This is a genomic window from Pseudomonas sp. 210_17 TE3656 (assembly GCF_054821965.1).
Genome location: NZ_JBTRBC010000001.1, coordinates 5,393,670 through 5,411,448, shown reverse-complemented (window position 1 = coordinate 5,411,448; position 17,779 = coordinate 5,393,670). Strand labels below are relative to the sequence as shown.

Here is a 17,779-nt window from a genome sequence, read left to right as displayed (position 1 = left end):
CTTAAAATTGCGTTTATATACGTGAATAGTCAACTGAATATTCACGTTATTATGTATCAACTCAGAACCCGAACCGCGTGCAATCGCAAGCCTTAGCGACCTGCGCGCTTTGGCCGCAGCCAACTTCGGGGTGCCCTTATTACGGGAAAAGTCTATGATTGGGCATCACTTACTTCAGCCAGTCATTTATGAGCCCAACGAAGAAGCGTCACAGCCGCTACGACCCCTCAAGCGAAGATTTCCGCAAAGAAGATTTTCCTTTTTACTGGCTCGCGCGCGTACACGGTCAGTACACCCAGAACATGGAGCGGCTGCTTAAAAAGGTTGATCTTGATGTCGCCCGCTGGCGCGTCCTGTGGATCCTCAACCAGAACGGACAGTCGAGCATTTCCGAGATCTCCACCCACGCCATTGCCAAGCTGTCGACCATCACCAAAATCGTCTACCGCATGAAGGAAGACGGCCTGATCGATACCGCGCAAAGCACTGAAGACGGCCGCGTCACCCAGGTGTTCATCACGCCGCTGGGGCTGGCGACCATCGAACGTATGCAAGGCGTCACCAGCGAGCTGTTCAAGCGCAGCTTTGCCGGCCTCACGGAAAGCCAGGTGGAGCGCCTGAACCGCACACTCGAAACGGTTTTCCATAATCTCGAGAGTTTTTGACACCCGGTCCCGGCGGTAAAAAATGCCCAGTGAGCAACTGGGCAAAAGAGCACAACCCTGGATCGATCAGCACGCCTTGGACGACTGGCCAAGACGGTGGTAGGCACGGTTGAAATACACCAGGCCTTCATCCGAACCGCCATGCCTTATGGCCTGCACCTCACAATAGAAAATGCTGTGCGAGCCCACCTCATGAACCTGGACGATCCGGCAGTCGAAGTTCACCAGCGCTTCGAGCATGACCGGTGCGCCACTTTCCAGGGTGGTCCAGGAGGTCGTGGCAAAACGCTCCTCCATGCTCAACGCCTTGTTGGCAAAGGCACCGGACTGTTCCTGGTGAGTGCCGGCCAGTACGTTCACACACACCACCGCATTGGCTTGGAACTGTGCGTTGGACTGTGAGGCGCGGTTCATGCACACCAGCAAGGTGGGCGGCGAATCGGTGACGCTGCACACCGCCGAAGCGGTGAAACCAAAGCGCCCGGCGTGACCGTCGGTGGTGATCACCGATACGGCGCCGCCAAGCAGCGCCATGGCATTGCGAAAGCTGGTCAGGTCAACCATGTTCGTTCTCCTCAAATGTCCAGCACGAGCGTTTTTGACTTGGCGCGCGAGCAGCACACCAGGATCTGGTCATTGCCAGCTTTTTCTTCGTCGGTCAGGTACACATCACGGTGATCCGGCTCACCTTCAAGCACGTCGCACAAGCAGGTACCGCACACGCCTTGCTCGCAGGAGATCTCGATCTTGATCCCGACACTGGCCAAGGCATCCAGAATCGACTGCCCTTCTGCTACCTCGACCGTCTTGCCACTGCGTGCCGCGACTACTTCGAAGCTGGCGCCGCTGGCATCGACCTCGACCTGGAAGTACTCCTTGTGGATGTGGTCTTCGGCATAACCCTGTTCACGGGCGCCGTTGATGACCCACTCCATAAAGCCGGTCGGGCCGCAGGTATACATATGCACACCGGCCTCCCCTTGCCCCAGCACCTTGGCCAGGTCGAGTTTCTGCTCGGGCGCTTCGTCATCGAAATGGGTGACGACATGCTCGGCGAACGGTGCGTTTTGCAACTCCTGGAGAAATGCGCTGCGGTTGCGCGCACGCCCGCAGTAATGCAGCTCGAAGCGCTGGCCACGCTGATGCAGGGCATAGGCCATGGCAATCATTGGCGTGATGCCGATACCGCCCCCCAGCAGAATGCTGCGCTGCGCATCGTCGACCAGCGGGAACAGATTGCGCGGCGTGCTGATCTGCACTTCGCGCCCTTCGACCAGGGTGTCGTGCACGCTCACAGAACCGCCACGCGAGGCCGGGTCTTTGAGCACGCCCAGGCGATAGCTGCTGAGGTCGGCGGGGTCGCTGCACAACGAGTACTGGCGAACCAGGCCAGGGCCGACATGGATGTCGATATGCGCACCGGCCGCAAAGGCTGGCAACAACGAGCCATCGGTGCGGGTCAGGTCGAGGACGACCACGCCGTCCCCTTGCAGCTGGCGCTTGCGCACCACTACATTCAAAAGTTGTTCATTCATGGCGATTGCTCCATGTAGTCAGGAAGGCCACCGCAGTGGCCCGGTGTCGGCTCAGCGCATGAACAGGCCGCCGTTCACGTCCCAGGTTGCCCCGGTGGTGAAGTAGGCTTCGGGGCGCGCCAGCTGAACGATCAGGTCACCAAGGAAATCCGCATCGCCAAGGCGCTGCACCGGTATGTTGGCGCGCAAGCCGGCCAGCTTCTCGGCAGGTACCGCGGCATGCACCGCAGGCGAGTCGATCGGCCCTGGCGCAATGGCGTTGACCGTCACGCCACGGTTGGCGAACTCCTTGGCGAAGATCTTGGTCAGGGTCAGGATCGCGCCCTTGCTCGCCGCGTAGTGAGCACCCGTCGCGGTACCGCCGTTCTGCCCGGCGAGCGACGCCATGTTGATGATCCGCCCGTAGCCGGCGTCGGCCAGGTAGGCACCGAGCACCTGGCAGCCGAGAAAAATGCTGCGCAGGTTCAGGCCCACCACTGCATCGAACTCCTCGGGGCTGATCTGCATCAGCGGCGTGGTCTTGGTCACGGCGGCGTTGTTGACCACTACGTGCAGCACGCCGAAGTGCGTCAGCACCTGGTTCAGCGCCTGCTCGAAGTCCGCCTTGCTCCCCACATCCAGCTGTACTGCCAGAGTGCGTTCGCCTGCAGGATCGAGCAGGCGCGCCGATGCCTGTGCAGCGTCCAGGCTACGGTCAGTGACCACCACCCGGTACCCGGCTTGCAGCAATCGGGCGCTGAACGTCTGACCCAGGCCTTGCCCGGCGCCGGTAACCAATGCGACTTGGCTCATCGATAGGCTCCTTTAGAGGATGTAACCGATACCGGCGAGGGTATCGTCGCTGTTGATCAGGCTGATCACCTTGCGCTGGATCTTGAAGCCGCCTTCGGCGCGCACCAGCTGGTAGGTCAGGTCGGCGCTGTAATGCTTGAGGCTTTCCTTGCGAAACTCGCGCACGTTCTGCGCACAGCGCACGGTCAGGTTCATGCCGTCATCGACCAGCACGCGAAAACGCGAGAGCGAACGCACCGTGCGCGGTTGCGGGCTGGTAGAGATCGACTCGCCGCCGATCAGCCGTTGCACCCGCAGCTTGCGCATGTGGTGGTCGTCGTAGGCATAGTTCAGGGTGTTTTCGAAGTCGGTTTCCTTGGGATTGATCGGGATGATGTAGGTCCCCTTGTCAGTCCACAGGTTAAGCCAGGCGTCATATTCGCCGTGGTCGAGCATGTCGCCTTCCTGCCAGATGAAAGCGGTGACTTCTTGCAGCAATTGCAGGTTCATAAGGTTCTCCACACTCAAGCCGACATCATCTTTTTCCACTGCTGGTAGGCCGCACGCATGCCGGTTTCGGCACTGACGTCGGACACCAGACCATCTTCACTGGCCTTCTCGCCTGCCAATCCGCGGTTGAGCATGATCCACAGGTCTTCACCGGCGTTGGCGCCTTTCTGTACGCGTTCCCAGGCTTCGGAATCGTCCGGCGTGCCGAAGCCCATCGGCCCCTGGAAGTGTTCATGCAGGCGCAGGCGGTAGCGGTTGGCCACGGCCGGGCCGCCATCCATGGTGATGACCGAATGGTGGATCTCGGTTTCGTTGACCGAAATCGGCTGCAGCACGCGGAAGAACGCCATCGAGCAGGCAATGTTGGGGAACAGGTTGAGGTTGAAGCCCGAACCACCCACGGCACGAACGATGCGGCGCACTTGCTGCTCTTCGATGCCTTCGTCGCGCAGTTCGGCCGCCAGCGCCTCGAAGCGCTCGGGGATCGGCTTGTCGAGATCGGCTTCGAGGTCGACCAGGTCGGGGATCATCACCATGACGCTGTGGCCGTTACCCAGGTCTTCGACATACCCCGGGCCCTGGACGAAATCGAACAGCTCCAGGGTCTGTTCGTCGACCGAGGACAGGAAGCTCTTGTGCACCAGCGGGAAGTGGTAGGCATCGGTGGTGTTTTCCAACTGGATCTTCCAGTTGCCCGGGAAGCGGAAACGATGCTCGCCCGGGACCTTGATGCCGTAGCCAGCGCCCTGTTTCATGAACAGGTCGATCCACTTTTTCGCCGCACCGAGGAAGTCCTCAAGCGGCTCGATGTCGTCTTTGAAGGTGGCAAAAATCATCCCGGCGTAACTTTCCACACGCAGGCTCACCAGCGGCAGTTCCGCCTTGTCGATGCAGTCGGCGTAACTTTCCGGGTGCGGGATACCGCGCAACGAGCCGTCCAGGGCGTAACCCCAGCCGTGGTACGGGCAGACGAAGCTGTTGGTCTTGCCCTTTTTGTGCTCGCACACGGTGGCACCGCGGTGACGGCAACGGTTGAGCAGTACGTTGATGTTCTTTTTACGATCGCGCACCACGATCACCGGCTGTTTGCCGACAAAGGTGGTCTTGTAGTTGCCTGCTTCAGGCACCTCGCTTTCGTGTGCGACCCATACCCAGGTGCTATAGAAAATCTTCTGCAGTTCGGCATCAAACAGCGCAGGATCGGTATACAGCGAGGTGTGGACACGGTCGGCCTGCACCAACTCGGCAGGATCGACTGCCAGGTTAACGGCGGGAATCAGATTGCTCACGGTATCTCCTTGCCGGCCTGTAAGCCGGCAACACTTCACCACCTGCTGCGATCGCAAGACGCAACAGTGGGACTTTGTTTTTGTAAGTGGTTTATTGCGTTATTCGCGGCGACGGTGCCGTCAATCAAGCACGCTGGATAATCAGTTCGCGACCGACCCGTGCTTCGACTTTGGCGTAGCGCCACAACTTGTAGGGCGTCTCCCCCACCGGCGTAGTGCGGAACAGATTGCACGCCGCATGCACCGTTTCGATGTCGGCGACATCGGCCAGCAGGTAAGTGGTCCAGGGAAAACCATCGGAAGGACCGACCATGCTTTTGTCGTCATCCATGTTGCCGATCACTTCCACGCCTGGCAGATCGTGGATGCCGTTCCACATCTCGCTGAATGCTGCCCATACTTGAAGTTGCTCTTCACGCGGCGCATCAAAGAAGTTCTGGTTGATGCCCATGCAAAACAGCACGCGCAATGCTTTTTTATCGCTCATGATAAGTGCTCGCTAATTAGATGTAGCCGGGAAGCGGTTGTTTGCCGAAGAAGATCGCCCCGGCATTCTGATAAGTGACATCGCCCATGAAGGCGTGCTGGGTCACCACTTGCGCGTCATTGACGCAGCGCGCCAGCGGGCTCTCGTTGTAAACGCCGGTCATGCCGGAGAGCATTTGCGCGGTACGCGCTACGTCGGCCGCGACACGGGTAGCGTGGGTCGAAGACAGCCGCAGCAGATTGGTCGCTTCAGCCGGCACCGGATTGCCGGCCAGCACATGACTCCACGCCTGCTCGATCGACTCGTAAAAGAACGCCCGTGCCGAGCGTAGCGCCGCTTCAGCCTTGGCAATGTCGACCTGCGCCAGCGGGCGGTCAGCCAATGCCGGTGCGCCGGTTACCGAGATCCTGCCGCTGGCCATTGCCGCCAGTTCGTCGAGGGCGGCGCGTGCTACGCCCAGACCCACCACCGACAGCACCTGGGTGGCAAAAGACAGCGACGGGTAGCGGAAGAACGGCTCATCGAGGTTGGCCGCACCACCGCGTACGAACGTCCATTGCTCGGGTACCACCACGTCATCGATCACCAGGTCATGACTGCCGGTACCCAGCAGCCCTACGGTGTCCCAGGTCTGGTCAATGCGCACTTGCGATTGCGGCATCACGGCGATCCGCGGCAGGTCGAACGAGTCACCGTTCTTCGGGGCAATGCCGACGCCGACGATGTCTGCGCCCATGGAACCGCTGGAATACTTCCAGCGCCCCTTGACCTGGAACCCGCCCGGCACAACCTGGGCAGGCTGTGGAGGGAAAATCCCGCCGGCAAAAACCACATCCGGGCCGTTGGCATAAACCTGCGCGATGGTTTCCAGCGGCAGTGCCGCCAGGTACACCGGGCTCATGCCGAAACTGGCTACCCAGCCGGCAGAACCGTCGGCATGGGAAATGCGCTCGATCATTTCGCAAAACTCGGCTGGCGAGCATTCATTGCCGCCGAAGCGCCGCGGGACCAGTGCGCGATACACACCGTGGGCCTTGAAGGCGTCGATGACATCCCGCGAGATATGACGCTGCCGATCAAACTCACCAAGTCGAGCACGATCCCGAACACCGTCAAGCAGCGCTTCGAAGGCAGGACCACTGGAAAGCGCAGACGCAGGCAATACGTCCGGCACGCTAAGCGGATTCATAGAGAAACTCCGTCTTCAGTCACGGTTTAAGGGCAATGAGCAATGGGCAAACGAGAGAGAAACCCCTCGGGATAGCAGCGTGACCGCGGACGGTGCTGCTGGCGCTGGCGCTCGCAAAAAGCAGCCAGGCAAGACTGGACAAGCTGGATGGGTCGGCATGATCGATTACCTTTTTTGTTTTGGTGCCGTGGGGTAAATGTGCATTTGTTTACGTGAATAGTCAATGGATTATTCACGTATTATCCCGATGCAAATTCAGGCAAAAAAAGGTCGAACAAGCATCAGATAACAATATTAAAAGATTGTTTTATAAGGATATTTATCTGATTTCTTGGCTGGTTTCTGGCTTCTGAACAGAGACAGCCAGGTGTATTTTTTTGCGATTCTTATTGGATCCGCTGATCAACGGCATACCCCGGAGTCTGGATTGCCGTTGATACGCGTACTGCCAGCCACTGTCCTTGAGGAAGCCCCCATGCCCCACCAGCTGTTCGAGTTGATCCGCCTGACCCTGCGTGTTCGCACGCCTCCCCTCGCCCTGCCGCGGTTACAGGCAGCCCTGGCACAAGCGCTGGAAGGCGTGGAACTGGTCGGCTGCTGGGTCTCTGAGATAGGCCCGCAGAACACCATTGCGATTTTGCGCAGCTTCGCCTCGAACGACGTCAAAGACGCTGAACGCGCGCGGCTGTTACTGGCAGCGGACGGTTTTGGCGTGGCAGAGTACTTGCTGCATCAGCACATTGATGACTACTGCCTGTTTCCGTTTCTGCAAGCGCTGCCGCCAGGCAAGCACGGCCCTTTCTATGAGCTGCGCGAGTACAACCTGGTGCCGGGTGGCCTCAGCCCGACCCTGCAGGGCTGGAAAAGCGCCGTCGGGCCACGCACCGCGCAAGCCTACTCAGCGGTGTACGGCGCTTTCTATGCGACCAGCGGCCGGGTGCCTCGTTACCTGCATATCTGGCCGTACGCAAGCCTGGAGCAGCGTCTGGATGTACGCACGCGCGCGGTCAAGGACGGCGTCTGGCCACCGGAAAACTCGGCCCCGCAACTGCAGGACATGCATTCGGTGGTTTACCTGCCCGCCGCGTTTTCGCCACTTTGCTAGAGCGCTGACAGCACAAAGCAGGCGGTGCTTAGTGCACCGCCTGCTTTGGGTTTGTCGCGCTATGAGGGGGATTCAGTCCGGGCTATATCAGCGCTCTTGCAATGCACGCGGGCGCTGGCTGCGTTCGGTAGCACTGGCGTCCTGTGCATCCTGCAACTGAAAACTGAACTGCAGATCGGCAAACGGCTTGCCTTCCAGACCGCGAGCCTTCGAAGCTTGCGCGTCATCAATGAAATCCAGGCGCCCGACCAAACCGTCGCGCGTGGCGTAGGCGAAATCGTCCCAGAGGTACTGATCACCCTCGAAGTTGATTTGCGTGGTCAGGTGACGATAACCGGGCGCGGAGATGAAGAAGTGAATATGCGCCGGGCGCTGCCCGTGACGGCCGAGCTGATTGAGGACTTCTTGCGTGGTCCCGCTTGGTGGGCAGCCGTAACCGCAGGGCACAATGCTGCGTGCACGATAGCAACCCTGCGCATCGGTGAGGATGCGGCGGCGCAGGTTGTATGGCGACTGGCTTGAGTCGAAGTACGAATAGGTACCCTGGGTACTGGCATGCCAAACGTCAACCGTGGCACCGGCAACCGGCGCGCCTTGCGCATCGACGACACGCCCGTGAAGAAACATCACCGTGCCTGGATCGGTGCCGTCGTCCATCCGCGCTTCGCCCTCGGACAGCGGCGCGCCGGCCACGTACAACGGCCCTTCAATGGTCCGCGGCGTGCCGCCGGTCAGACCGGCCTGAGCATCTTTGGCGTCTTGCAGCAGATCCAGAAAATGCTCGATACCCAGGCCTGCCACCAGCAAACCGGCTTCCTGGTTGGTGCCCATGCGATTGAGGTAGTCCACGGCTTTCCAGAATTCGTCGTCACTGATTTCAAGATCCTCAATCAGCCGCGCGGTGTCCTGGATAATGCGCAGGATGATCTGCTTGAAACGACGGTTGCCCTGGTCATTATCGACCCCGGCCACTTCATTGAAAAAATTCTGGACGTCAGCAGTGTGGGAGATTTTCACGGTCATGGTTGTTACCCGATTTTATTGTTATTGAATGGATCAACGATCGTCGGCATGAATCGAAGACGGGTGACGACACAACCCGTCTATCTCGATATCCATGTAGGGAAACAGCGGCAACTGCATCAGCGTGTCATGCAGTGCTTCAACACTGGGTACATCGAACACGCTGTAGTTGGCATAGTGGCCAGCAATGCGCCACAGGTGCCGCCAGGTGCCTTGCTGCTGCAGGCGCTGCGCCAGTTCCTTTTCATCCGCCTTGAGCTTGGCTGCGGTGTCCGGCGCCATGTCGGGAGGGAGTTTTACCGTCATCTTCACATGGAAAAGCATAGGGATTACCTCTATCAACGGCGAACGAAGTGCGCCAGCCGCGCCTCGTCCAGAGTGAGCCCCAGGCCTGGGGTACGGGGTACATGCAGGTGGAAATCGCGATAGACCGGCGGCTCGGTGACAATTTCTTCGGTCAACAGCAAAGGCCCGAACAGTTCGGTACCCCAGGTCAACTCATTGAGCGTGATAAAGGCGTGCGCCGAGGCCAGGGTGCCAACGCTGCCTTCCAGCATGGTGCCGCCGTACAGCGCGATGCCTGCGGCTTCGGCAATCTGTGCAGTGCGCAATACCGCACGTGGTCCGCCGTTTTTGGCGATCTTCAGGGCGAACACGCTGGCGGCGCCATCGATTACCAGGTTCAGGGCATCATCGACGCATTCAATGGACTCATCGGCCATCAGCGGTGCCGTGCTGATCTGGTTCAGGTGCACCTGCCCTGCCCGGTTGTTTCGCGAAATCGGTTGCTCGATCAGATCGATACCGTTGTCGCCCAGTACCCGACAGGCGCGCACCGCTTGTGAAACATTCCAGTACTGATTGACGTCCACGCGCACGCTGGCCCGATTGCCCAGGGCCTTCTTGATCGCGATCACATGGGCGAGGTCGGTGTCGACCGGATTGGCGCCGATCTTCAGTTTGAAAATGCGATGGCGGCGCAGCTCCAGCATCTGTTCTGCCTCGGCGATATCCCGGGCGGTATCGCCGGAGGCCAGGGTCCAGGCCACTTCCAGGCTGTCACGTACCCGACCGCCGAGCAGCTCGCTGACCGGCAGTCCGAGGCGTTTGCCATGGGCATCGAGCAGCGCCGTCTCGAGACCGGATTTAGCGAAGGTATTGCCCTTGGCGATCTTGTCCAGCTTGAGCATCGCCGCGTTGATATTGCCGGCGTCCAGGCCGATCAACGCCGGGGCAAGGTGGGTGTCGATGTTCTGCTTGATGCTTTCCGGGCTTTCGTAGCCATAGGCCAGACCACCGATGGTGGTGGACTCACCGATGCCCTCTACCCCATCGCTACAACGCACCCTGATGATGACCAGGGTTTGCGATTGCATGGTGTGCATGGCCAGTTTGTGCGGGCGTATGGTCGGTAGGTCGACAATGAGGGTTTCTATGCGTTCGATCACGGCATGTGTCATTGCAAGCTTCCAAAGGCAAAGCGTCCGGTCGTCGGGTGACGGGGTGGACTGTTGTTTTTATTAGCTTTGACCAGCTTTGCACATCACCGAGATTACGTCCAATATCAATTGAATATTCCACTATACTTCAAGAGTATGAATGCGGCTAAACCCTGGGCTGGGGTGCTGGAGCTGCGAGCTTGTCCGTTCGCTGTGGCGCCGCTGACGGCCCCTTCCGCCCTTACGGCGGCCTACTTTTTTCTTGGAAAAAGTAGGCAAAACCGCTCGCTCCTGCATCCGGCCCTACGCTACGCTCCGGGTCCCTTCCCTCCGGCACCTTCCGGGGCCACGCGGCCTACGACTTGCTACGCCAAGTCTACGGCTCGCGCTCTTCGGCTACGCCGAAGGTGCTACGCACTGGCCCCTACAGGCACCTCCACTCAGCCTCCTGAAGTCGCAGTCCGCAGCGCCTGAACTCACGCGCAAGAAGATCAAGATCAAGAACAATTTCAAGTGCGAGTGCGAGTGCGAGTGCGAGTGCGAGGCCCCTCAACGCGTTAGCCAGCTAAGCTGGCCGGCGCAACTCGATCGAGCAAGAGCGAAGCGAATTGTGCTTTTGATCTTGATCCACCTGCCCCGTTAACCAGTAGGGCTGAGTGGAGGTGTCGTGGAGGGGCTAGCGCGCAGCGCCTTCGGCGTAGCCGAAGTTGCGAAGCGTAGAGTTGCATGCAACTCGTAGCTCGCAATGCCCCGTAGCGGCACCGGAGCGAAGGGACCCGGAGCGCAGCGTAGGGCCCCCGGTGGGGCGAGAATTTTTTGCTTACTTTTTTTTTCGACTGAAAAAAAGTAAGCCGCCGTAAGGGCGGAAAGGTGATTCAGCGCCACCTCCGCCAATGGATATGTACTCAAACCCGAGGGCCTCATCGCGGGGCAAGCCTGCTCCCACCGGTGGTGGTTACTGCCCACCCCCGATGAACCAGCGGAAATAGGGATTGCGCCCGTCCGTCTGCATCAATTGTCGAACCTCCCGCGCCCAGGCCTGGCGGTTACCGTTATAGGCCAGCAGGGTCAACCCATAAAAGCCCCGCAACACCTGCCATTCGTCCTCAACGGAGGCCTGTAACCCCGTGTCGGCATTGACCAACGGCGGCGCGCTGCGCAGCGCCAGCAACTCCGGCAATACCCGGGTGATTTCCCTGGAGCGTACCCAGGGTGCGTACTCGATCCGTGGATGATCGTCAGTCACCGCCTCGGCATCCCCGGCAAAACGCTCAAGACCCTGGCGGTCGGTGATCCAGGTAGCCAGCAAGGCGCTCACCGAGTCGACCCCGACTTCAGCCAGCGCAGCAGCCACTTCAGGTTGCGAAAAGCGCTGGCTGATCCGCGCCGCGTCGAGCTCCAGCGGCGCAGGCGAGCCGATCAGGAGCATTTCATGGAACTCCGTGGTCCACAGCGAGGCATGGGGAAACACGTTCAGAAAGCTGCGCACCAGCGAACGGCTGTCGTCAAGGTTCTGGGTCGGCAAAGGCAGCCATTGGGCAACAATGCCACCCTCCTCCAGCCGCGACGCCGCCAGCTCATAAAAGTCCTGCGAGTAGAGATTCACCACCCCGGCGGCGGAAGGCGGTGGCGGTTCGAGGGTGATCAGGTCGTAGCGCTCGGCACTGCGCAGCAACTCACGACGGCCATCGCGCAGACGGATGTCCAGGCGCGGGTCATTGACGGCATTGTAATTACCCTTGAACAACGGCGCGGCCGCCAGCACCTCAGGCAGCAGCTCGGCCACCACCGGGCGCTGCAGGCCCTGATAGCGCAACATCGCCCCGGCGGTAATCCCGGTGCCGAAGCCGATCACCATGGCCGAGCGCGGTTCCTGGCGATGAATCAACAGCGGCAGCAGTGCCTGCAAGCGCATGTAGCGCAACGACGGCATGGCATCGCCCGTGTTGGATACACCCTGGATGTACAGGCGGTTGAAGCTGCGCTCCTGACGCTGCTGGGCTACCACGGCAACGGTGCCGCCCCGGCCCTCTTCATAAAAGGTGATGCGCCCGTTGCGTGCACCGGGCAGCAGCTCCGCCAGGCGTTGCGGCGGCGTCAACACCCCCACCACCACCGTCGCCAGCGTCACGCCGAGGATTGCTGCGCGCATCCCTCTGTGCAGTGCTTTGCCGCGCCAGACCACCCAGCAACCGACTGCGGCAGCAACCAGGGCCAGCACCACCAAGGTACGCACCAGGCCAATGCCGGGAACCAGCACGAAACCGGTGAGCATGACGCCAATGATACCGCCCACGGTGTTCAAGGCGACTACCGCGCCGACATCCCGGCCGACCTGCGTGCTGTCCACGCTTAAGCGCAAGGCCAACGGGAAAGCGGCGCCGAGGACGGTAGTGGGCAGAAACACCACACACAGCGCCGCAGTGGCGAAGCGCGCACACATTCCGGCCAGCTCATTGCCGGTGAGGTGCAGCACCAGCGCTTCGACCTCGGTCTGGGCCATGATCAGCCAACGGCCCAGTCCGGCGATCTGCACCAGTGCCAGCAAACCGGCCAGCGCGATCAACAGGCCGAACAGGCCCCAGGGGTCTCGAATCCGGTCAGCACGGCGGGCGTAAAGCGCGCTGCCCAGCACCAGCCCCGCCAGATAAGTGGCCAGCACCACGGAGAAGGCAAATGTGCGAGTGCTCATGAACTGTACGATCGACTGGGTCCACACCACCTCGTAACCCAGTGCTACCCCACCGGCCACGCAGTACAAGGCAATCGCCAGACGCGCCGCCGGTGAGCGCGGTGCCATGCTGATCTGCGTTTCGCAAGGGAGCTGTTCATCGCGCCGACGTGCCAGCCAGGCACCCGCTGCAGCCAGCAGGTTCAGTGACGCGGCCACCAGCGCGCTGCCAGTGACACCGAATTGAGGCAGCAACACAAAAGCGGCCAGCAGCGTGCCGCCAATGGCACCTGCGGTGTTGGCCGCATAAAGTCGCCCGCCGGCTTCGGCCAACTGGCCTTGGGTGGGGGTCAATGCCCGCACCAGAACCGGAAGCGTGCCGCCCATCAGGAACGCTGGCACGCCCACGAGGATGAAAGGGACCAGCCAGGCCAGCAGACCGACGTGGCTTTCCAGGCGGGCGAACAAACCGGCTGAATTGGCCAGTGCCAGGGTGCTCAAGACACCCAATACCGCCACGGCCAGCTCCAGGCCGGCATACAGCCTGACCGGACGGCGCAGGCGATCGGCCCAGCGACCGAACACCAGGCCACCCAATGCCAGCCCGGCGAAAAAAGCGCTGATGCCAGCTGTGATGGCATACACCTCCACCCCGACGACCAGCGACAGTTGTTTGACCCACAACACCTGATACACCAGCGCCGCTGCACCGGACACGCACAGCAGCAGTGCCGGCACCCGCATATGCAGGGGTAAGCGTTGACCGGCCTGATCAGGAACAGATGAGCGCACTTGAGGGGAACTGACAGCTGAGGGCATCGATTGACCTTATCGGTACATTGTGGGAGCGGGCTTGCCCCGCGATACGATGTGGCTGATAGCCCGCAATCGCGGGGCAAGCCCGCTCCCACCTCAAGAAGCTGCTCCCACCTGAGGGAGCAGCGTTAGCCTTACTGCTTCATCTTCTCTGCAATCTTCTTGTCCACTTCCTCACGGACCTGGTCAATGCTGAAGCTGGCCGGGCGCTGGCTCGGCGGATAGTCGACGAAGGTCTGCAGGAATACTGCCGCCTTGCGGGTCCCCTGGAAGATCAGGTAGTCGTTCTTGGCCAGCCAATCGAAGTACTGGTCGGAGACGACATCTGCGCGTTCATACGGGTCCATACGCAGATTGAACATTTTCGGCACCCGCAAGCAGGTAAAGGGCTCGCTCCATACTTTGAAACCGCCCGGTGCACGCTGCTCACAGAACACCAGTTTCCAGTCGCCAAAGCGCATGGAGACCAGCTCGCCGTCGTCATTGAAGTAGTAAAACTCGTCACGCGCACTCTTGTTGGCCTTGCCAGTCAGGTAATCGAGCTGGTTGTAACCGTCCAGGTGCACTTTGAAGCTCTTGCCTCCGACATCAGTACCTTTGAGCAAGCGGTCCTTGATATCGGTGTCACCCGCCGCAGCGAGCAAGGTCGGGAACCAGTCCAGACCCGAGAACATCTGGGTAGAAATGGTGTCAGGCTTGACCTTGCCAGGCCAACGGACGATTGCCGGCACCCGGTAAGCGCCTTCCCAGTTGGAGTTCTTCTCGTTACGGAACGGCGTGGTGGCGGCATCCGGCCAGGACCACTGGTTCGGTCCGTTGTCCGTGGTGTAGACGACAATGGTGTTGTCGGTAACCTTCAGGTCATCGAGGGTCTTGAGCAACTTGCCGACATCACCATCGTGTTCCAGCATGCCATCGGCGTAGTCGTTACCGACCATGCCGCTTTGCCCCTGCATCGACTCGCGAATGTGGGTGAAGGCGTGCATGCGCGTGGTGTTCATCCACACGAAGAACGGTTTGTCGGCCTTGACCTGCTTGTCGATGAAGTTGATCGCCGCCTGGGTGGTTTCGTCGTCGATGGTTTCCATGCGTTTTTTGGTCAGCGCGCCGGTGTCTTCGATCTTGCCGTCGGCACTGGACTTGATCACGCCACGCGGCGAAGCCGCTTTGACAAACTCTGCATCATCCTTGGGCCAGTAGGGCCGTTCCGGTTCTTCTTCGGCGTTCAAGTGGTAGAGGTTGCCGAAGAACTCGTCAAAACCGTGGTTGGTCGGCAGATATTCATCACGGTCGCCAAGGTGGTTCTTGCCGAACTGGCCAGTGGCATAACCCTGGGCCTTGAGGGCCTGGGCAATGGTCACGTCACGTGCCTGCAAGCCGACCGGCACGCCGGGCATGCCGACCTTGGACAGGCCAGTACGCAATGCCGATTGCCCGGTAATAAAGGTCGAGCGGCCAGCGGTGCAGCTGTTCTCCGCATAATAATCGGTGAACATCATGCCTTCTTTGGCAATCCGGTCGATGTTGGGCGTCTGATAGCCCACCACGCCCTTGCCATAGGCACTGATGTTGGTCTGGCCGATGTCATCGCCGAAGATCACCAGAATGTTGGGTTTGTCTGCGGCGTGCACGGCGTTCATCCCCATCGCCACGCCGGCGGCAAGGGTCATTGTCGTTATCCACCTTCTACTGAGCTTCATATGGCCTGTTCTCCGTCTCACGTTACTGGCGTTGGCCACGACTACGTGCACGAGAGATACCGAGTATCCACTGGTCCCTGTGCGCCTGCGGTTTTTGTTCACTGGCTATCAATACTGTCGAAGGGATAAACGCGCTGCCACTCGCGGGCCATATCGACCACGGTCCAGCCATTGCTGGTGGCGGATGTCAGCGCCTTGTCCAGACGCCCGACTTTGCTGTCGCGGTCATAGGCCCATTCGCGCTTCGCGTCGGTGTGGTGCACCAGCCCGGCGAAACGCTTGCCGGGTCCGGCTTTGGTCCATTGCAGCATTTGCAGGTCGCCATCGGAGTTGCCGAAGGCCAGGATCGGACGGCGCCCGATGATCGAATCGATACTCACAGGTTTGCCCGGCCCGTCATCGTTATGTGCCAACTTGGGCAGGCGCTGGATCGACAGGTTGCCGTTGCGGTCTTCAAAGCGGGTGTCCAGGGTGGTGCCGATGACCTGTTCCGGGGGAATGCCATAGACCTCTTCGGCGAAAGCGCGCATGAAAGCAACTTCGCCACCCGAAACTATGTATGTTTTGAAGCCATTGGCCCGCAGGTACTGCAGCAACTCCAGCATTGGCTGGTAGACCATCTCGGTGTAGGGCTTGCGGGTTTTTGGATGCACTGCGGTGGCGAGCCAGCGCCGGGTCTGGGCAATGAAGTCTTCGGTGCTGACTCCCGCATGGGTGGCCACAATGATTTTCATCATTCCGTCCGTACCGCTGGCGGCCAGGGCTTTCTGGTCGCCGTCGAGCACTGCCTTGAACGGTTGCTGGGTTTTCCACTCAGGGTGCTGCGGGGCCAGGCGCTTGACTTCATCCAGGGCAAACAACACCTCGAAGTACATCGGCTGCTCGCTCCACAAGGTGCCGTCATTGTCGAACACGGCGATGCGCTCGGCCGGCGCGACGTAGTCCTTGCTGCCCTCTGTGGTCACGGCAGCGACAAACTGCTCGATCGCCTGGCGCGAGGCGCCGTTGTACCAGGACGGCAGCGGGTCGGCAGCCTGTACCAGCAGCGGTAGCAGCAAGAGCAGACTGATCAGCCAACGCATCGGGTGGACTTGAGGCATAGCACATCCTTGAACAGTTACCTGGCTGGCACATGAGCATCATTGGCGACTGGGGAATAGCGAATTCTCAGCAAGTCTAGTGAACGATTTACAGCTGCGTCGGATAATTCATCAGAAAATGTCGATAGCTTCACGCCGTAGCAGTGGACGCCCAAGAAGTGCTGCCGCAACGATCACTCGACGCACTGACTTCTTAGTGACGTGAATTTCGCAGGAGTAGCACAGGGCCTAAAAAGGTCTGGCCACTCCGCTTCTCGCTCAGGCTACTGTCGCGATGATCTCGCTGACTTGTTCTATTCGGTGGTATGCGACACCTTTTCCGTTCAAAGCCTAAAGCCGGGTGTCGTTGATGCTGAAACGGTTCCCGCAGTTGGTATCACTCGGCGCCATCTGCGAGAATCAGCTTTATGGAAGCTATATTTTTCGCAGGGGCACACTTTCTACAAAAGGCATATTTTGATCACCCTTATAGCGATAACATCTAGATTTAAATATCACCCCTTCAAACAAACTACCCGGGAACACCATAGTAGATGTCTCAATGCTCAGCTGGGCTGCATTTACGCCATTGAGCTGAAAGTGACTCAGCGCATTGTTTATTTTACCGGAACCATAATAATAGAACCTTGCGACGACATTTTCACTTTGCTGAGAAAAAAAGCACCGCAAATGATCATTTGAGCAATAATAGTTTGCGCCATGGAGATTGCCCAGGAGCTTAATCCACGAGTCATCTCTCAAACTCACGGTCTTGCCCGCGACATGAATTCCGCTACCCGCTGTTGGGTTGGTCACTGCCGTGTCAACCACCAACTTATTTCCGGAAAATGTGAGACCGGCCCCCGCATCCACACTCACTGCTCTACCATTGGCAGTAGTACCTTTGCCCGCTGTTGGATAGACCTCCGCGGTGTTAACCACCAACTTATTCCCGGAAAATGTGAGACCGGCCCCCGCATCCACACTCACTGCTCTACCATTGGCAGTAGTACCTTTGCCCGCTGTTGGATAGACCTCCGCGGTGTTAACCACCAACTTATTCCCGGAAAATGTGAGCCCGGCCCCCGCATCCACACTCACTTTTCTACCTTCGACACTAATGCCTTGGCCCGCCGTTGGATTAGTCACCGCCGTGTCAACAGCAACCTTTCCACCAACTACTTTCAGCCCGGCCCCAGGCCCCGACCCCGGTGCGCCATCAGCAGTTTCCAGCCCTAGTAACTGATGTAGCGTATGTATATAGTCAATCAGAAGTTTGAAATCGTCCTGACTCGGAACTGCCCCGGTCTTGAAGCGGTCCCGTACCTCCAAACTAAAGCCGTTCAGACGTGCCTTGACATCCTGATTCATGAGAATTTTCCTTTGTATGGTTGAGGGTATCGACTTAAATAAAATCATCGCCCCTCTCAGAAAACCCCAAACACCTAAACGATACAACTGGCATTTTTGTCAGTTGCGCGGAGTTCGGCTGATACTATA

The 17,779-nt window shown here is 59.4% G+C and carries 16 protein-coding genes; 2 read left to right on the top strand and 14 right to left on the bottom strand.

From position 1 onward, the window contains the following. Positions 1 to 188: 188 nt before the first annotated feature. Complete coding sequence (locus ACVI9W_RS24805; protein WP_157192600.1) at positions 189 to 665, top strand: MarR family winged helix-turn-helix transcriptional regulator; 477 nt, start codon at positions 189 to 191, stop codon at positions 663 to 665. A 66-nt stretch (positions 666 to 731) separates the two neighbouring features. Here the strand turns inward: ACVI9W_RS24805 and ACVI9W_RS24800 are convergent, their stop codons facing one another. From ACVI9W_RS24800 to iacA, 7 genes are all read right to left on the bottom strand, one after another. Then, positions 732 to 1,229: a flavin reductase gene (locus ACVI9W_RS24800; protein ID WP_342622165.1), complete on the bottom strand. Its 498-nt coding sequence runs from the start codon at positions 1,227 to 1,229 to the stop codon at positions 732 to 734. A gap of 11 nt (positions 1,230 to 1,240) precedes the next feature. Beyond that, positions 1,241 to 2,200 carry a PDR/VanB family oxidoreductase gene (locus ACVI9W_RS24795; protein ID WP_461531608.1) on the bottom strand — a complete coding sequence of 320 codons (960 nt, stop codon included), beginning with the start codon at positions 2,198 to 2,200 and terminating at the stop codon, positions 1,241 to 1,243. A 51-nt stretch (positions 2,201 to 2,251) separates the two neighbouring features. After that, the gene (locus tag ACVI9W_RS24790; protein WP_461531607.1) at positions 2,252 to 2,992 is read right to left on the bottom strand and encodes an SDR family NAD(P)-dependent oxidoreductase; all 741 of its coding nucleotides are present in this window, start codon (positions 2,990 to 2,992) and stop codon (positions 2,252 to 2,254) included. A gap of 12 nt (positions 2,993 to 3,004) precedes the next feature. Continuing rightward, complete coding sequence (locus tag ACVI9W_RS24785) at positions 3,005 to 3,481, bottom strand: aromatic-ring-hydroxylating dioxygenase subunit beta (RefSeq protein WP_157192604.1); 477 nt, start codon at positions 3,479 to 3,481, stop codon at positions 3,005 to 3,007. A gap of 14 nt (positions 3,482 to 3,495) precedes the next feature. Further along, positions 3,496 to 4,770: an aromatic ring-hydroxylating oxygenase subunit alpha gene (locus ACVI9W_RS24780; protein ID WP_461531606.1), complete on the bottom strand. Its 1,275-nt coding sequence runs from the start codon at positions 4,768 to 4,770 to the stop codon at positions 3,496 to 3,498. A 124-nt stretch (positions 4,771 to 4,894) separates the two neighbouring features. Then, a complete protein-coding gene (locus tag ACVI9W_RS24775) occupies positions 4,895 to 5,257 on the bottom strand; it encodes an IacB protein (RefSeq protein WP_157192606.1) in 363 nt (120 codons plus the stop codon). A gap of 16 nt (positions 5,258 to 5,273) precedes the next feature. Continuing rightward, the gene (gene iacA / locus ACVI9W_RS24770) at positions 5,274 to 6,446 is read right to left on the bottom strand and encodes an indole-3-acetate monooxygenase (RefSeq protein WP_157192607.1); all 1,173 of its coding nucleotides are present in this window, start codon (positions 6,444 to 6,446) and stop codon (positions 5,274 to 5,276) included. A 475-nt stretch (positions 6,447 to 6,921) separates the two neighbouring features. On the opposite strand from iacA, the gene ACVI9W_RS24765 reads away from it, so the two are divergent. Beyond that, positions 6,922 to 7,551, top strand: coding sequence for an NIPSNAP family protein (locus ACVI9W_RS24765; protein WP_461531605.1), 630 nt, complete (start codon positions 6,922 to 6,924; stop codon positions 7,549 to 7,551). Between the two features lie 87 nt (positions 7,552 to 7,638). On the opposite strand, the gene catA is transcribed toward ACVI9W_RS24765, so the two are convergent. The 7 genes from catA to ACVI9W_RS24730 all read right to left on the bottom strand — a co-directional run bounded on the left by catA (position 7,639) and on the right by ACVI9W_RS24730 (position 17,650). After that, entirely contained in the window at positions 7,639 to 8,574 is a 936-nt protein-coding gene (gene catA, locus ACVI9W_RS24760; RefSeq protein ID WP_461531604.1) for a catechol 1,2-dioxygenase, read from the bottom strand. Positions 8,575 to 8,607: 33 nt separating this feature from the next. Next, positions 8,608 to 8,898, bottom strand: coding sequence for a muconolactone Delta-isomerase (catC, locus tag ACVI9W_RS24755; RefSeq protein ID WP_342622170.1), 291 nt, complete (start codon positions 8,896 to 8,898; stop codon positions 8,608 to 8,610). Positions 8,899 to 8,912: 14 nt separating this feature from the next. Continuing rightward, positions 8,913 to 10,034, bottom strand: a complete 1,122-nt coding sequence (locus ACVI9W_RS24750; protein ID WP_461531603.1) for a muconate cycloisomerase family protein — start codon at positions 10,032 to 10,034, stop codon at positions 8,913 to 8,915. Between the two features lie 934 nt (positions 10,035 to 10,968). Continuing rightward, positions 10,969 to 13,503 carry a spermidine synthase gene (locus ACVI9W_RS24745; RefSeq protein WP_461531602.1) on the bottom strand — a complete coding sequence of 845 codons (2,535 nt, stop codon included), beginning with the start codon at positions 13,501 to 13,503 and terminating at the stop codon, positions 10,969 to 10,971. Positions 13,504 to 13,634: 131 nt separating this feature from the next. Next, positions 13,635 to 15,200: an arylsulfatase gene (locus ACVI9W_RS24740; protein ID WP_461531601.1), complete on the bottom strand. Its 1,566-nt coding sequence runs from the start codon at positions 15,198 to 15,200 to the stop codon at positions 13,635 to 13,637. A gap of 98 nt (positions 15,201 to 15,298) precedes the next feature. After that, positions 15,299 to 16,300, bottom strand: coding sequence for an HAD family hydrolase (locus ACVI9W_RS24735; protein ID WP_461531600.1), 1,002 nt, complete (start codon positions 16,298 to 16,300; stop codon positions 15,299 to 15,301). A 414-nt stretch (positions 16,301 to 16,714) separates the two neighbouring features. After that, complete coding sequence (locus tag ACVI9W_RS24730; protein WP_461531599.1) at positions 16,715 to 17,650, bottom strand: hypothetical protein; 936 nt, start codon at positions 17,648 to 17,650, stop codon at positions 16,715 to 16,717. Between the last annotated feature and the right edge of the window lie 129 nt (positions 17,651 to 17,779).

Excerpts from the sequence above, each read along its gene's own strand:
- ACVI9W_RS24805 (WP_157192600.1), top strand. The coding sequence starts at position 189 with ATGAGCCCAACGAAGAAGCGTCACAGCCGCTACGACCCCTCAAGCGAA.
- ACVI9W_RS24800 (WP_342622165.1), bottom strand. The coding sequence starts at position 1,229 with ATGGTTGACCTGACCAGCTTTCGCAATGCCATGGCGCTGCTTGGCGGC.
- ACVI9W_RS24795 (WP_461531608.1), bottom strand. The coding sequence starts at position 2,200 with ATGAATGAACAACTTTTGAATGTAGTGGTGCGCAAGCGCCAGCTGCAA.
- ACVI9W_RS24790 (WP_461531607.1), bottom strand. The coding sequence starts at position 2,992 with ATGAGCCAAGTCGCATTGGTTACCGGCGCCGGGCAAGGCCTGGGTCAG.
- ACVI9W_RS24785 (WP_157192604.1), bottom strand. The coding sequence starts at position 3,481 with ATGAACCTGCAATTGCTGCAAGAAGTCACCGCTTTCATCTGGCAGGAA.
- ACVI9W_RS24775 (WP_157192606.1), bottom strand. The coding sequence starts at position 5,257 with ATGAGCGATAAAAAAGCATTGCGCGTGCTGTTTTGCATGGGCATCAAC.
- iacA (WP_157192607.1), bottom strand. The coding sequence starts at position 6,446 with ATGAATCCGCTTAGCGTGCCGGACGTATTGCCTGCGTCTGCGCTTTCC.
- ACVI9W_RS24765 (WP_461531605.1), top strand. The coding sequence starts at position 6,922 with ATGCCCCACCAGCTGTTCGAGTTGATCCGCCTGACCCTGCGTGTTCGC.
- catA (WP_461531604.1), bottom strand. The coding sequence starts at position 8,574 with ATGACCGTGAAAATCTCCCACACTGCTGACGTCCAGAATTTTTTCAAT.
- catC (WP_342622170.1), bottom strand. The coding sequence starts at position 8,898 with ATGCTTTTCCATGTGAAGATGACGGTAAAACTCCCTCCCGACATGGCG.
- ACVI9W_RS24750 (WP_461531603.1), bottom strand. The coding sequence starts at position 10,034 with ATGACACATGCCGTGATCGAACGCATAGAAACCCTCATTGTCGACCTA.
- ACVI9W_RS24745 (WP_461531602.1), bottom strand. The coding sequence starts at position 13,503 with ATGCCCTCAGCTGTCAGTTCCCCTCAAGTGCGCTCATCTGTTCCTGAT.
- ACVI9W_RS24740 (WP_461531601.1), bottom strand. The coding sequence starts at position 15,200 with ATGAAGCTCAGTAGAAGGTGGATAACGACAATGACCCTTGCCGCCGGC.
- ACVI9W_RS24735 (WP_461531600.1), bottom strand. The coding sequence starts at position 16,300 with ATGCCTCAAGTCCACCCGATGCGTTGGCTGATCAGTCTGCTCTTGCTG.
- ACVI9W_RS24730 (WP_461531599.1), bottom strand. The coding sequence starts at position 17,650 with ATGAATCAGGATGTCAAGGCACGTCTGAACGGCTTTAGTTTGGAGGTA.